Genomic DNA, 14,992 nt, shown 5'->3' with positions numbered 1-14,992 from the left:
TTCACCAAACATACTTTTAAGGACACGCTACGATGACGAGCAGTACAAATGCAACCGCCCCCAGCGAACGTACGCAGGTACGTCGAATTGCCGACAATGCCAACTACGATAAAGATACGCTTTACGCGATTATTGACGAGGCCTATCTTTGCCATGTTGCGTTTGCCGATGACAAAGGTAGTCATTGCATTCCCACTGCTTGCTGGCGCGAAGCTGATTTTCTATATATTCATGCAGCGAATCCTAGCCGTTTAGCAAAGATTCTGATGCGTGAAACACAAGCCTGCGTGACCATTACCCACTTAGATGGCTTAGTCCTAGCACGCGCAGCATTTAATCACTCGATGAATTATCGTTCAGCGATGATTTATGGCATTTTTGAGCGTGTAGATGGCGAATGCAAAGCTGCTTCAATGGCCGCATTCATGGATAAAATTGCCCCCGGTCGTCAGCAAGAGGCACGCCCTGGCAATCACGCCGAACTGTCAGGAACGACCGTCATGCGCATTCCTTTGACCGAGGCAGCATGCAAACAACGCAGCGGCGGTCCAAACGACGATGAGGATGACATGGCACAAACTGTTTGGGCAGGCGTCTTACCACTTTGTCGTCAAGCACTGCCGCCCATTCCTCATGAACGTAATACACAGGCTGCACCTGCATATGTCAAGAACTGGCATCAAACAAACTAAAACGTTAACAAATGTGGGAAACATCACGGCAACTGTTTCCCTTTTCCCCGCCCTTGCTGCTTTTCTCACGTCTGCACCAAACCACTTGTTTCTTTTTTTCCCTCTATAATTATTTTTAGATTTTTTAAAGCAAGCGGCACAAGATAATTTTTCCTCCCCCCTTGCAATCAATAGCTAGGCCTAAAGATTGAATAATGGGATTGGATATTGCATTTTTTTGCTCAGATGATCAGCATCTGATACCTGCGATTTATCCGTAAACGAATACTCAATACGCTCCGCCTAGCTACTATTTAAAAATCAACCTAATGACTACTTTTTGAGGACAATCTATGCACATCGCATGGGAACAATTTACGCCGTTTACTGCAATCAGTGGCGGTTTATTAATCGGTTTAGCATCAGTTTTATTGATGGCAGGAATTGGTCGAATTGCAGGTGTGACAGGTATTCTTGCGGGCATTTTTACCGGCTTATTTCAAGCCAACAAATCCGAATGGTCATGGCGTCTTGCATTTATTCTTGGGCTCGCTATTAGCCCCTTTTTGTACAGTCTATTTGCGGAACTGCCTGCCATCGATATGCAACTAGATTGGTCTGCAATTTTGTTCGCTGGCCTCATCGTTGGCTTCGGCACCCGACTCGGTTCTGGCTGTACAAGTGGACATGGCGTTTGCGGCATTTCACGCTTATCACCGCGCTCTATCATCGCCACCATCGTGTTTATGGCTGCGGGTTTCGCGACAGTTGCACTAATTCGCCACATCCTTTAATTGAGATTAATTTTTTATGTTGATTAACGTTTTCATCGCTGCAATCAGTGGCATTATTTTTGGCTTAGGCTTGATCATTGCTGGCATGGCAAACCCAACTAAAGTGTTGGCGTTTCTAGATTTATTTGGTGCTTGGGACCCATCTTTGGCATTGGTCATGGCGGGTGCAATCGGCATCGCTATTTTGCCGTTCACTATCCTAAAAAAGAAGACCTTAGCGTGGTCCGGCGAGCCACTTCGTTTTCCTAAAAAAACGGATATTGATGGTCGTTTAATTGTTGGCAGTTTGTTGTTTGGAATAGGCTGGGGAATCGCTGGAATTTGTCCTGGCCCAAGCATTATTTTACTCGGCGCAGGCATTGCTAAAGGCGCTTCATTTGTACTGACGATGTGCTTAGGAATGTGGCTTGCTGATCGCTTCAACCAAATAACAGCGCGTCGCAATCCTAGCCAAATCAATGACTATAACGACGACTAATTTTTCTTAAAAAAATTTAGCTCATCGTAAAAATAAGTAAGAACAAGGACATCACAAACTGTCGTCTTAATAAAAAATGCCTCGTGCGATTTTCTAAGTAGAAAATCCAAACGGGGCATTTTTATATCTAAAGAAGCAACTTATTCGAATATATCAATAGACTTTCTCGTAATTTGTAAATTCCCCACTAGCATAAGCTTATGTTAACATCGTGTTTTTCGACCTCGCTTCTTCATCAAGAGAAACATCGCAATGGATAACGTAGCAACTTCGGCTTCTTCGGCACCCGTCACTAGCGCTAGCGCACTTGAACAACACTTCGCGCCATTTAGAGAACAAATCATCGGTATCGATCAACAATTTGAGTCACCTTACGGCACCAAAAATATTATTTATACCGATTGGACAGCTAGTGGACGCCTATATCGCCCGATCGAAGAGAAGCTAATCAATGTATTTGGTCCATTTGTTGCCAACACCCATACCGAGACAACCATCTCCGGTACTGCGATGACCTTGGCGTATCACGAAGCCAAACACATTATTAAGAAGCATGTAAATGCCGATGACAACGATGTGTTGATCAATGACGGCACGGGCATGACGGGCGTAGTCAATAAGTTTCAACGGATTCTTGGTTTCAAAGTACCAGAATCCTTAAAAGACTATTTCTCCCTGCCCAAAGATAAACGTCCCATCGTTTTTATCTCACACATGGAGCATCACTCTAACCAAACTTCTTGGTTGGAGACGATTGCCGATGTTGAAGTGATTCCAGCCGATGAACAAGGTTTGTTTTGTATTGATAACTTAAAAGCTTTACTGCACAAGTATCAAGATAGAGCAATGAAGATCGCGTCCATTACGTCCTGCTCAAATGTCACTGGGATTAAGACTCCTTATTACGAAGTCGCTAAGTTAATGCATCAAAATAATGGCTTGTGCTTTGTGGATTTTGCTTGCTCCGGCCCCTATGTTGAAATCAATATGCATCCAGCTGATCCGGAATGCTATTTGGATGCGATCTTTTTTTCACCGCACAAATTTTTAGGTGGACCTGGCACTTCCGGCGTGTTGGTATTCAATAAAAAACTCTATCGCAATATGGTGCCAGATTGCCCGGGCGGTGGCACCGTAACTTGGACTAATCCTTGGGGTGAACATCAATACATCGATAATATTGAAAGCCGTGAAGATGGCGGTACGCCCGGCTTTTTACAGGTCATCAAAACTGCATTAGCCATACAACTTAAAGAGCAAATGGGCGTTGCCAATATTTTGGCTCGCGAAAAAGAAATCACCGATTTTGTATTTGCTGAACTTGGAAAAATCCCCAACTTAGCTATACTCGCCCCTCAACATCAAAATCGTCTTGGTGTGATCTCTTTCTTCATCCAAGATTTACATTTTAATCTTGGCGTTAAACTACTAAATGATCGTTTCGGCATTCAGACCCGCGGCGGCTGTAGCTGCGCGGGAACTTACGGTCATTACTTACTCAACGTTGATCAAGAAACTTCACATAAACTCACTGACCAAATTAGCTCTGGTGATTTAACGAGCAAACCTGGTTGGATACGTATGTCGATTCATCCGACGACGACCAATGCTGAAATCGCTTATGTTTGCGCCAGCATCAAACAATTAGCAGAGCAACACCAAGAATGGGCAACAGCATATCGTTACGACTGTGCGACTAACGAGTTCTTACACAAAGAAGCAAAACCAGTCGAAGCAACTATGGTGGCTAACTGGTTCGCAGCTTAATTCGTCAATGACGCTGTATCGCTTACCCAAATCCCTAAATCACTAACGGGTAAGCGATCATTGGGTCGAACAGATTCATTTAGCAAACGTCTTAAGAATTCAAGAAATCACCAATTTCACGTATACTGTGCTTTCTTCTGTCGCGCAGACTACTAAGCACGTCCTGTTCTTATCACCTCCAAGCTCTCAGAATCATCGCAATTAAATGCCAACTCGATACAGCGCTCTGCTGTATCGGCATTTAACTCATTTTTAAGGAATTCCATGTCACAAGTTCAATCCTGGTCTGCAATCAACGATAGTGCTATTTCAGAAATCAGCGTACGTCAGCAACATCGCCCAAGCGAAAATTTCAAGTTCTACAACAATACCTATGCAGCCAATCAAAGTATCACTATTAAGGCTTCGCATAGCTTTCATTTGTATGTACTCAAAGGCAGTTGTTCTTTGATGGTGAATGGCCAAACAGTCGATTTGGATGCAGAACAATTTATACAATTAAAAGACGGTATTTATACTTGCAATACAGGTAGTGAAGGCCTAAGTATCGTCAAAGTATTTAGCACAACATCCAACAAATAAATAAGCAAATAAGAGATTACATGTCTGAAACAATAGCATCCGATGAAGATTCTTTGATTCAAGAAGCACGCGTTTGGCAAGCGAAAGGCTGGACCGCGCGCGTGATAAAAAATGAAGAGGATGATGGCTGGGCAGTTGCGATGTACAAAGATGGTGAAGCGGAAGCAGCACTAATTGGTCCATGGACAATGGGACGCGACAAAAAAAATCCTAAACCATTAGATCACAACGCATTTAATACTTTAGTCAAAACTGCGAGTGAGTTTGTACGCCGTCATGAACAGCAACTGCATGCCAGCCTAAACAAAAGTTTAGTGCTCAATGCAGATAACACTGATTACAAAATCTGTTTACAAATCATTCCGGATGAAGATGACCCACACGCTTATCTAAGTGCATTCGATACCAATGGCGAACAGATTGCGAAAATTAAAGTCCGCCCCGATTTCAAATTAAATCCATCTTCCGCATCCAAGTGGCTAGAGCAAGGTTTTCAACGCCTCGACTAAATGCTCAAAAAAACGCGCAATCAGCGTTAATTGATTGCGCGTTCGTACTACCTTGATATTGCGATTAACAACGTAATTTCCGGTAAGATCTATTTCAAAAAAACAGCTAACAACTACGCCAAATTAAAACGTGTATTGCACACCAACTGAGAAATTATTAACTGTATTTTTCTCGTCACCGATTTTTACACGGCGTGACTCAAACTCACCACGCAATGCGATTTCTTTGCTGACTTTATAAGTCAAACCTAAACCAGCGACAGGCTGCGTTGATTTCGTATCTTCAGAGAATGAAAACGCTGATGGAACGTTCGCTTTTGTATCAACGGAAACACGCGCAACACCCAATTTCGCGAAGCCACCGAATTCTTCAGTAAAGTCATGCTTGAGCACACCAGCCAATTCAAAGCCAGTACCCTTCGCTTCTGCTGATGCATTAACTGCACCAATCGCGGCATTTGCTTTTACTTTACCTAAGGAGAAGTAACTTGCTTCTACTGCAAAGTTTTTATCGATGTTATAACCACCGATCACTTTGTATGAATTCGTTGTCTTATCGCAGCTCACACCAGATTGATTGCAATCGACATTCCATTTAGATTGTCCAACTGTACCGCCAACATAAACTTGTGCAGAAGCGGAAGCGCCGATACCCAAACCAGCAACCAACAACAGGGACACAAACAAATTTTTCTTCAACATATGAACCTCTATTAAAAGTAATCAAAACCAGCTGCTTCAATGTATGCACTGCTTTTCATCGCTGTGCACAACATGGAAGCGAGTCTAGTGTTGAGGTCAAAGAAATCGAAATTTGTTTTACTAAGTCGTCTTGTATAAACTAAGTGGTATTAAAATACAGTACCTTCAGTCAAAAAGTACACATCAATTTTCGTACGAAGGCATTGCTAACCGACATCAAATAGACAGAACTGGCTACATAAAATCTCGGTGTGATTCTATCTAGCCAAACCAATTCCACAATCAAGTCTTACTTCGCGGAACAAATAAACGGATACTCACGATTATCGATTATTGGCTCGATACCGAAGAAATCATTCAGCACTGACTCTGCAGTACAGTAAGCTCCTTCTACCCATGCTTGATCATTCGAATACGCTTCACCAACAATAAAAATATTCACATCGGTTTTTTCCATCAATTGCGAAGGCTTACGAATTTTCTGTTGTACATCACCAATATTAAAATGCGACGCCCATGCGTGGTAGCCAGCATTAAAAGGTGGCAGTGACCAATCCATATAAGCAGCTTCAACTGGTGCTGGCACCATGCTGTAATCTGAATTAGGGCCAAAATGAATTTCGGCTAATTGTTTGCGCAACATTTTCACCATGCGTGCTGGAACCTTTTTCGGGCCTTGCAAAGTTTGTACATTTTCATTCGTAGGAATGTGCTGCTCTTGATTTGGCTCTAGCTCCATCTCTTTCCAAAATGTCGTATAGACTTCATCATCATAGCTGGCTAGCAAGCCATAGATAGGTTTAGCTTTGGTATCACTGGCGTTATTACCGAAATACACGACTTGACGAATTGGCGTGTCGGTCACGCTAGGGCCTATCGTGTTATTCAAAGTCACTTGTAGCAAAGCGTTTTCATGTTTAAGACTTAAACGCTCTTCCGTGATCGCTTCCACTGCACCGATCAAGTCTGCAGAACTCGCATAAGGAATGCCAACTAAACTACTTAATGCTTTCAAAGTTGCCTTCGACAAACCCATAGCCTTTAATTGCACTACTGCGCGTTGCGTCACCTCATAGCCTGTTAATTGCGGCATATAAGTCGGTGGATTTTCTGCGTCCGCAGTCCACCAAGGCGTATCAAAAAACATCCCAACTTTGTACGATGGCTGCATGATTGCGGCCTCTAAATACAACTGTACTTTGCGGTGATTGAGAACATCAGTCACGCCGGCGTCAGCATCAAAGCGAGAACCTTGTGCCACCTGCTCAATCGCGTGGCGCGGCATCGCTAACCACGCAGCATCGGTAGTTTTGGTGTCAGCTTTTTTCCATGGATTTTCACGTGTTGCGTAGCTGTAGTGAATGACTTTATCTTTGGCAACGATAGATTGCAGGCGCGTATTCGGTTGATAGTTGAAGATCACGCCCTGCGCTCTGGCGAGCTTGACGATTTGCTCGAACAGGGCGTTAAACATGCCAGAATAGCCGATATTAATCGTCTTATATTGATTCCCCGGGGTGAACTCATTATTCGCTTGAAATGCGTAAGCAGAGTTCCAATTGATCACGTTGGAACTATAGCCATTGCCGTCCGCTGCATAGTTATAACCTTCGCTGCCTAATTGGTCGTACATCAAATTCCAGTAACCGATGTCTTTTAATTTATCGCCTTTTTGATAAACAGAAGCATCGCCCGTTTCCACCTTAATCACGCCGTCACGATAAAAAGTATCCCATTGACGACGGGTCAGATTTTTGCTCACTGATAATTTCTCTAAGGTTGAGAATCCATTATCTGGCGCGCCATCTGCGCCATAATGATCAACGTGATAAGGCGCGGGATTTTGTGAGGTAATTTGATTTAAAAAAAAGTTCTTACTGCGCAAATAGTAAAGAGGGTTCGTCGATTCATTAAATGGCACAGAATATTTGTCGAGCCCTAATTGCTTGATAACGGTCGTAACGACTCGATGGCCGGGTGCAGTGCCGTTGTTCGCATCTTTTGCATTCATATCCCAATCGGAATAACGCATACCGCCGAGTTCTAGGTAGGACTGTGATTGATCATTTTTGTAGTGCCAAGTGCAGATACGCGCACCCGCAGCGCGAGTACCGGGAAAGGCTTTAGAAAAGTCGTATCGCCCCCAGTCGTAGAGCTCTAGAGTATCGCCTTTTGCGAGCTTTTTACTTTTATCTTTGCTGTTTTTGACCTCGCCATTGAGTAAGCGCCATGCGGTGTATAAGCCCGCAGCACCAGCACCAAAGATGGAATATGTCTTTGCATTTGAATTTGCTTTTGCCATGAAAGTCTCCGACTAAATAATTAGAATGATTGATCGCTTGCTGTTTAGTAAATACCTGCTTACACAGGTAAAGTTTCGTTACCCAAACGTGCCATCTGTTGAGGTAAATCTTTCTCTGGAATACAAACTTCCACCAAGACTGGCTGTGATTTGATTTTTTTAATCAGTGGTAAAACACGTTTCAACTCCTCTACCGTCTCGACTTTAAATCCCTTAGCGCCAAAGGCTTGCGCCAGCGCCATGTAATCCCATTTGGGCAAGATGTCGAAGCGATCAAATTTGTGCTGAGGACCTGCCTGAAAGGCGGTGATATCAACGTACACTTGTTCAATCGCATACACGCCGTTACTCATAACAAAGATCACTGAGTTCAAGTTATTGCGAGCCAAGGTAGATAAAGATTGGCAGACCATCATAAAGCCGCCATCACCAGCGATCGTTAGCGCGCGTTTGCCGCTACCTAGTTGTGCGCCAGAGGCAGCTCCAGTTTCAAATCCTATGCATTGCCAAGCAGCGGAGCTGATATAGCTGCCTTGCTTCATACCGATCGCATTGCTGGCAACATACATCGCGCTACTCACGCCATACACCATGACGATGTCATCCATCATCTTTTGGTCCAGCAAGAATTTCATGGTGTGCTGGAAGAAGCGGTTGTAGGTGATGACTTCTGGCTTGTCTTTCCAACGCGCATCTGAGTTCGATAACCAAGGTTCCGGATAAACTGGCTTAGCTGGCGCTTGTACTTTTAACGGGTAGGACTTGGATTTTTTAAAACGCTTTAAGAGCGCTTCCATAAAGTCTTCCATAAACACGCCATCGTATTGGAAGTAACCGACCCGCATTTGTCCGATGGAACTTTGTATCATTTGAGGGTATTTATTTTCCATCAGCCACAAATAGTCATCAGTCAAAATCGTGCCCAGTGAAATGATGCAGTCGGCTTGTTCAACCGTTGTGATCACACTGGAAATAGAAGCTTGATCAGCATACGTTCCAATAAATTGCTCGCCCACTTCATCGACCACGGTTTTTCCCAAAGTGCTCGTTGTATAGAGCATGCCACTGGCGTCGATGATCTTTTGTAGTAACTTGCTGAGACCAAAACGTAGCACTTCCACGCCAGCAAAGATCAATGGCTTTTTCGCCGCAGTGATTTGCGACCATGCCAATTCCACTGCATTTTCTAAAGCGAGTTTTTCACTTGTTAGTCGCGCCGCTTTCAACGGCGTTGACGATGGGCGTGGGCAAGGTTCCCCCCACACTTCTTTGTAGCAAGCGATATACACAGGACGACGATGCGTGAGTGCGGCAATCAATAAGGCATCAATTTTTTCGGCAGCACCCACCGAGGTGCTCAAAGTTTCTGCTGCAACGGTGGCGTTCTTGAACACATTCTGATCAGCATCTAAATTACCAGTGGAATGATGAAAAATCATGCCGTACATATTGGTTTGATTGCGCATATCTGCGCCCGGACAAGCACTGATCACGACAATAGGGCTGCGTTCAACATAGGCACCAGCGACCGCATTTAAAGCACTAAAAGTACTAACACCATATTGCAGGGAAACTGCTGCAAGACCGCGCGTACGCGCATAAGCATCGGCTGCATAAGTCGCATCTAATTCATTGATCGCGCCTATCGTGTTGATGCCATCGAAATTTTCTAAAGCTTGGGTGAAATGTTTAACGTAATCACCAGGAATTTGAAACACATCGGTGACATTCAGCTGCAGTAAACGAGTTAGCAGATAATCGGCTACGGTAAATGGTTGAGAACGCATGAGATATCTTCCTTGTGATTAATTAACCGGGCGATCTCAGGCTTACAAATTCTGATCAATAAAAATCAGCATAAGCATGTTGACAATCGCAAATTCAACAACAGCAAATTACATGCCAGTTAATAAATCATCTTTGAAAATATCGAATTTAAAGGGTGGAACTTAGGATTGTTCTACAGCGGGAATTCAAATTGCGCGGCAAGCAATTTTGAATCAGGAATCACAACTATTCAGCGAGTTCCAAGTGAATAGAGACTCACCAATTTAACGTGTTAATGATTCGCTTACACGCTAAAACAAAAAAGGCACAGACAGAGTACTCTCTGTCTGTGCCTTCTAAGTTAAACACCCGACTCTAGTTAAAGTCCCTCTTTGGAGAACTTACTGGCTAGTTCTAGCTCATCCTTCTAAATGATAACGTGTAATCAAATCCACTTCATTTTTAGAGCCTAAAAACACTGGCACACGCTGATGCAATGCGCTTGGTTGAATATCGAGCATACGTTGCTTGCCATCGGTTGACGCACCACCCGCTTGCTCCACGATCATCGACATAGGATTGGCTTCATACATCAAACGTAATTTACCAGCCTTGTCCGGTTCACGCTTATCGGCTGGATACATGAAGATACCGCCGCGATGTAAGATGCGATGCACGTCCGCCACCATCGAAGCGATCCAGCGCATATTGTAGTTTTTATTCAGTGGGCCAGTTTTACCCGCCAACATTTCATCCACATAACGTGTTACTGGCGGATACCAGTGACGCACATTCGACATATTGATTGCAAATTCTTGCGTATCCACCGGAATTTGAATATTACGTTCAGTCAGTACCCAAGCACCCACTTCACGATCTAAGGTAAAGCAATTCACGCCATTGCCAGTGGTAAAAATCAACATCGTTTGCGGGCCATAAATGGCGTAACCTGCTGCGACTTGCTGGCTACCTTTTTGCAAGAAATCTTGCTCTGTTGGTGCGCCCATGCCTTCAGGTGCTTTCAAAACCGAGAAGATAGTACCAATCGAGACATTCACATCGATATTGCTAGAACCATCAAGTGGATCGAACAAGAGCATGTATTCGCCTTGTGGATAACGATTGGGAATTGGATGGATGGTTTCCATTTCTTCCGACGCCATCGCCGCCAAATGACCGCCCCACTCGTTCGCTTCTAACAAAATTTCATTGGATAAAATATCGAGTTTCTTTTGCACTTCGCCTTGTACATTCTCTGAATGCGCTGTACCCAAGACTTCGCCCAATGCACCTTTACCAACCGCGTGACTAATGGTTTTGCAAGCACGTGCTACCACCTCAATTAACAGGCGTAACTCTGCAGGAATATTATTGTTGAGCCTTTGCTCTTCGACCAGAAAACGGGTCAGACTAATGCGTTTCATATTGTTCCTTCTTTAAAATAAATCTAATGATCTTTTTGTTGGCGATCGTTACGCCGCCAAAGCTTTCGTTACCACTTCCAATACATCCTTCGATAAATTCTTGGTCGCTGCTACTATTTGCAAAGCCACTTTCATTAATGCTTGATTGGCTTTGGGATACTTAGTCCATCTATCCATGCTACGAGACAAGCGCGCTGCGACTTGCGGATTGAGTTTATTCAATGCAATGACGCACTCAGCCCATAAAGCATAACCACTACCGTCAGCCGCGTGGAAGCGTGCGGGGTTGGCGTTGCAGAAAGCAAAAATCAAGCTACGCGCACGATTCGGATTACTCATGCTAAAGGCTTTGTGTTGCATCAAAGCGCGTACTTGCTCCACATCCGTTGTCGGCGCCGTCGCTTGCAGAGTGAACCATTTATCGATCACCAAGGCTTCGCTTTCAAACTCTTTATAGAAGTGTGCTAACACTTGCTTGCGTGTCTTGCTGTGCGCTTTATCCAATGCGGAAGAACAATGCAGCATCGCGCTCAAAGCTGCGATACGGTCAGTCATATTTTCTGCTTCTTGATACTGGGTATGCGCTAAAGCATAGGTAGCTGCTTCTGGCCACTCGACTAAATACGCTAAAGCGCAATTTTTCAACGCACGCTTGCCCGCAGATTGCGCGTCAGGGCTGTATTTGCCTGGCGTCAAATTATCTTGATAGGCTTGCAGCAAATCTGCCTTCAAATGCTGCGCCAGAGTCGCGCGCACAAATTGACGTGCGGTATGAATACTATGCGGATCAGCGATTGCCATTTCCTCAGCAATCATGACTTCCGACGGCAAAGTCAACACCAATTCACGGAAGGCAGGATCAAGATGTTGATCGTTTAAAGTCTTATGCAATGCTTGTATGAACAAATCATCTATGCTCAAGGCTTCACCCTTTTGTACCGCACTCACTAAGCCCAACAAACGACGCATCGCCAATCGTTGTCCCGCTTCCCAACGACAGAACGGATCGCTATCGTGTGCTAACAAATGCGCTAATTGCTCGTCGCTATAATCGTATTCCAAAATCACCGGTGCAGAAAAATTGCGCAGTATGGATGGCGTAACTTCACGATCAATATTGGTGAACACAAAGCTTTGCTGCGCTTCTTTTAATTCCAAAATCTTGGTCGTAGCAATCGCAGATTCACCTTGCAATTGCAGAGGTATATCGTTTCCTTCTGCATCAATCAAACCGACGGCGACAGGAATATGGAAAGGTAATTTCTTTGCCTGCCCAGCAGTCTTAGAACAAGATTGACTCAAGTTCAAGGTATACGTTTTTGCATTGGCATCGTAGCTAGCATGCGCCTTCACACGTGGTGTGCCAGCTTGGCTATACCAACGTTCAAACTGCTTGAGATCGCGGCCATTCGCATCAGCCATCGCTGCACGGAAATCATCGCAAGTCACCGCTTGTCCGTCATGACGCTGGAAGTACAAATCCATCCCTTTACGGAAGCCTTCGTGGCCCAGCAAGGTGTAATACATGCGCACGACTTCGGAACCTTTTTCGTACACAGTCACGGTGTAGAAATTATTGATCTCTACGAACGAATCAGGACGCACAGGATGTGCCATCGGACCTGCATCTTCAGGGAATTGCAATTGACGTAGCACGCGTACATCTTCGATGCGTTTGACCGCGCGCCCAGTCTCGTTGCCAACCAGATCACCAGAAAATTCTTGATCGCGGAAGACGGTCAATCCTTCTTTCAAAGACAATTGAAACCAGTCGCGACACGTGACGCGATTACCCGTCCAATTGTGAAAATATTCGTGACCAACCACCGATTCAATACCCGCATAATCGGTATCTGTCGCTACGCGAGAATTCGCTAGCACGTATTTGGTATTGAAAATATTCAAGCCCTTGTTTTCCATCGCGCCCATATTGAAATCACTGGTTGCAACGATCATGAAGCGATCTAAATCAAGTTCTAAACCAAAACGCTCTTCATCCCAACGTATGCTGTTTTTCAGTGAATCCATCGCGTGTTGGGTTTTATCGAGATTGCCCTCTTCTACCCACACTTGCAGTAAGACTTTGCGGCCGGATTTGAGCTTGTATTTTTCTTCTTGGCACACCAACTTACCAGCGACTAAGGCAAATAAATAAGACGGCTTTTTGAATGGGTCTTCCCACTTCGCATAATGACGACCATCACCAAGATCACCTTGCTCTATCAAATTCCCGTTCGACAAGAGCACTGGGTATAACTTCTTATCACCGCGTAACATGACGGTGTAACTCGCCATCACATCTGGACGATCAGGGAAATACGTGATCTTGCGGAAACCTTCTGCTTCGCATTGGGTGAAGAAATTGCCATTCGAGACATACAAACCCGACATCGTGGTATTTTTATCGGCTGCAATCGCGGTTTCGATTTCCAACGTCACCTGATCAGGCGCATTGCTGATCACTAGGCGTTCTTTATTCAAGCTATAAGCGGATTTTTTCAGATTGATACCATTCATGCGCAATTGCAGCAGTTTGATATCTTCACCGAACAACACTAAGTCCTTTTCCGCGCTCTCATGATTGCGCCGCATCGTGATACGGGTAGCAACATGGGTACGTTGCGGGTGTAAGTCAAAACCCATTTCTACGGTATCAACCCAAAAACCCGGAGCAACGTAATCTTTACGATAAATTGTGACGGGAGTAGCAATATTCATGTCCTGCGCTGGTTTTCGCATAAATTTCACCCAAATGAATAAAAACAACTGTCGAAAGTGGTGTTATTCGGCAGAAAAAATTGGAAGCCCGTATTTTACCAAGCACAGACACTGGAAGGCTGCAAATCTCAACAATTGCATTGAGATAGTCGTCACAGCGCAATTAAAGCAAGCCAAGATGGCGGAAAAATCAAGAAATTAGATAAAAATCCACCACAAGCAGAAAAATATTGTTACCAAACTCGGCTCGTTCACGTTTATTCCTTATTCAATACTAATTAAGTTCGAAGTGAGATTTTTTAAAGTGGTATGCAAACCGTTTCAAGCACATCGATAATTTCGACGTTGAACCATGACACCGACTTTCATGGCTTTATAGATCATGTTAGAGTCACAACAATCGATGCAATTCACTTTGTTTTATGTAGTTCTAGTATCATCCAGCAATACCGGAGACAAACATCATGAAAAAATTTACAGCTAGCTTACTCATATTCAGTGCTTTTTTACTCACAGGATGCGCGAGCACTTTTACCAGCAATATCAAGACAGTTAATCAACTACCGGAGGTGTTACCGCAAAAATCCTACACCTTTGTTGAACATGCTGAACAAGCTAAAGAACCAGAATATTTACATGCGACCGAAGACCTCAAAGCACGTATGCAAGAATTAGGTTTTAGCGAGGCTGCAGCTGAAAACGCAGCGCTAAAAGTTGGCTTACAACTGATCTCGATTCCCGGCAATGTTCACGTCTCTTCACTTTACGGGCCTATCAGTTACATCGTTACCCCATCTGGTCTAGTGATTCCTATGGGTGGTTTTAATTCCTTCCCTATGTACTCTGGATTTTTGCGCTACCCTTACTATCCTATGCGAGTGCGTTCCGTGTTCTATCCACGTTATATTCGACCAATTTATTCACCTTGGGCATTTGGTCGTCTAAATGATCCATTTTACGGAGCGCAATTAGAGGCTCGCCAATACTTTGATCATGGCATTGAGGTCAGTATTAATGATGCAAAAACAGGAAAATTATTGTATTCAGTTACCGCAAAAACAACTCAGGCTGATGAGAATATTGATCCTTATATCGCCTTACTAGTAGAAAGCGCTTTGCGTGAATTTCCAAACAAGACTGGTGAAAGCAAAGTAGAAATCGAGTTAGAAAAGTAAGCTTGTTCCATACAAATCTATTAGCACCATTATAAAAAATACCCCGATACAACAAAGCATCGGGGTATTTTTTGTCTAACTTGCTGGTTCACAAAAGCAAAAA

The 14,992-nt window shown here is 44.0% G+C and carries 12 protein-coding genes; 7 read left to right on the top strand and 5 right to left on the bottom strand.

Annotated features, from left to right (window positions below; translation table 11 throughout):
- The first annotated feature begins 32 nt into the window (after positions 1-32).
- The 6 genes from IE103_RS14485 (at position 33) to IE103_RS14460 (ending at position 4,801) form a co-directional block, all read left to right on the top strand.
- Positions 33-692: a pyridoxamine 5'-phosphate oxidase family protein gene (locus IE103_RS14485; protein ID WP_189346848.1), complete on the top strand. Its 660-nt coding sequence runs from the start codon at positions 33-35 to the stop codon at positions 690-692.
- A gap of 332 nt (positions 693-1,024) precedes the next feature.
- Positions 1,025-1,465 (top strand): YeeE/YedE family protein, encoded by a 441-nt coding sequence (locus tag IE103_RS14480; protein WP_189346847.1) that lies wholly within the window; start codon positions 1,025-1,027, stop codon positions 1,463-1,465.
- 16 nt (positions 1,466-1,481) lie between these two features.
- A complete protein-coding gene (locus IE103_RS14475; RefSeq protein WP_229827302.1) occupies positions 1,482-1,943 on the top strand; it encodes a YeeE/YedE family protein in 462 nt (153 codons plus the stop codon).
- A gap of 252 nt (positions 1,944-2,195) precedes the next feature.
- A complete protein-coding gene (locus IE103_RS14470) occupies positions 2,196-3,710 on the top strand; it encodes an aminotransferase class V-fold PLP-dependent enzyme (protein WP_189346846.1) in 1,515 nt (504 codons plus the stop codon).
- 264 nt (positions 3,711-3,974) lie between these two features.
- A complete protein-coding gene (locus IE103_RS14465) occupies positions 3,975-4,292 on the top strand; it encodes a hypothetical protein (protein WP_189346845.1) in 318 nt (105 codons plus the stop codon).
- A 20-nt stretch (positions 4,293-4,312) separates the two neighbouring features.
- Positions 4,313-4,801 carry a hypothetical protein gene (locus tag IE103_RS14460; RefSeq protein ID WP_189346844.1) on the top strand — a complete coding sequence of 163 codons (489 nt, stop codon included), beginning with the start codon at positions 4,313-4,315 and terminating at the stop codon, positions 4,799-4,801.
- Positions 4,802-4,924: 123 nt separating this feature from the next.
- Here IE103_RS14460 and IE103_RS14455 read toward each other — a convergent pair whose 3' ends face one another.
- The 5 genes from IE103_RS14455 to pepN form a co-directional block, all read right to left on the bottom strand.
- Positions 4,925-5,503: an outer membrane beta-barrel protein gene (locus IE103_RS14455; protein WP_189346843.1), complete on the bottom strand. Its 579-nt coding sequence runs from the start codon at positions 5,501-5,503 to the stop codon at positions 4,925-4,927.
- A 289-nt stretch (positions 5,504-5,792) separates the two neighbouring features.
- Complete coding sequence (locus IE103_RS14450) at positions 5,793-7,805, bottom strand: flavin monoamine oxidase family protein (protein WP_189346842.1); 2,013 nt, start codon at positions 7,803-7,805, stop codon at positions 5,793-5,795.
- 59 nt (positions 7,806-7,864) lie between these two features.
- The gene (locus IE103_RS14445; RefSeq protein WP_189346841.1) at positions 7,865-9,592 is read right to left on the bottom strand and encodes an alpha-keto acid decarboxylase family protein; all 1,728 of its coding nucleotides are present in this window, start codon (positions 9,590-9,592) and stop codon (positions 7,865-7,867) included.
- Between the two features lie 399 nt (positions 9,593-9,991).
- On the bottom strand, positions 9,992-10,996 hold the full coding sequence (locus IE103_RS14440) for a class 1 fructose-bisphosphatase (RefSeq protein WP_189346840.1): 1,005 nt from the start codon (positions 10,994-10,996) through the stop codon (positions 9,992-9,994).
- A gap of 48 nt (positions 10,997-11,044) precedes the next feature.
- Complete coding sequence (pepN, locus tag IE103_RS14435; protein WP_189346987.1) at positions 11,045-13,714, bottom strand: aminopeptidase N; 2,670 nt, start codon at positions 13,712-13,714, stop codon at positions 11,045-11,047.
- A gap of 464 nt (positions 13,715-14,178) precedes the next feature.
- Here pepN and IE103_RS14430 point away from each other — a divergent pair, with 464 nt between their 5' ends.
- Positions 14,179-14,889 (top strand): DUF4136 domain-containing protein, encoded by a 711-nt coding sequence (locus IE103_RS14430; protein ID WP_189346839.1) that lies wholly within the window; start codon positions 14,179-14,181, stop codon positions 14,887-14,889.
- Positions 14,890-14,992: the final 103 nt, after the last annotated feature.

Origin of the sequence: Affinundibacterium macrobrachii (assembly GCF_014652415.1) — a bacterium.
Taxonomy (GTDB): Bacteria; Pseudomonadota; Gammaproteobacteria; order Burkholderiales; family Burkholderiaceae_D; genus Undibacterium; species Undibacterium macrobrachii.
Note: the sequence above shows the minus strand (reverse complement) of the source record. Positions and strands in the feature narration are given on the sequence as shown.

Excerpts from the sequence above, each read along its gene's own strand:
- IE103_RS14450 (WP_189346842.1), bottom strand. The coding sequence starts at position 7,805 with ATGGCAAAAGCAAATTCAAATGCAAAGACATATTCCATCTTTGGTGCT.
- pepN (WP_189346987.1), bottom strand. The coding sequence starts at position 13,714 with ATGAATATTGCTACTCCCGTCACAATTTATCGTAAAGATTACGTTGCT.
- IE103_RS14480 (WP_189346847.1), top strand. The coding sequence starts at position 1,025 with ATGCACATCGCATGGGAACAATTTACGCCGTTTACTGCAATCAGTGGC.
- IE103_RS14470 (WP_189346846.1), top strand. The coding sequence starts at position 2,196 with ATGGATAACGTAGCAACTTCGGCTTCTTCGGCACCCGTCACTAGCGCT.
- IE103_RS14445 (WP_189346841.1), bottom strand. The coding sequence starts at position 9,592 with ATGCGTTCTCAACCATTTACCGTAGCCGATTATCTGCTAACTCGTTTA.
- IE103_RS14460 (WP_189346844.1), top strand. The coding sequence starts at position 4,313 with ATGTCTGAAACAATAGCATCCGATGAAGATTCTTTGATTCAAGAAGCA.
- IE103_RS14485 (WP_189346848.1), top strand. The coding sequence starts at position 33 with ATGACGAGCAGTACAAATGCAACCGCCCCCAGCGAACGTACGCAGGTA.
- IE103_RS14430 (WP_189346839.1), top strand. The coding sequence starts at position 14,179 with ATGAAAAAATTTACAGCTAGCTTACTCATATTCAGTGCTTTTTTACTC.
- IE103_RS14455 (WP_189346843.1), bottom strand. The coding sequence starts at position 5,503 with ATGTTGAAGAAAAATTTGTTTGTGTCCCTGTTGTTGGTTGCTGGTTTG.
- IE103_RS14465 (WP_189346845.1), top strand. The coding sequence starts at position 3,975 with ATGTCACAAGTTCAATCCTGGTCTGCAATCAACGATAGTGCTATTTCA.
- IE103_RS14475 (WP_229827302.1), top strand. The coding sequence starts at position 1,482 with ATGTTGATTAACGTTTTCATCGCTGCAATCAGTGGCATTATTTTTGGC.
- IE103_RS14440 (WP_189346840.1), bottom strand. The coding sequence starts at position 10,996 with ATGAAACGCATTAGTCTGACCCGTTTTCTGGTCGAAGAGCAAAGGCTC.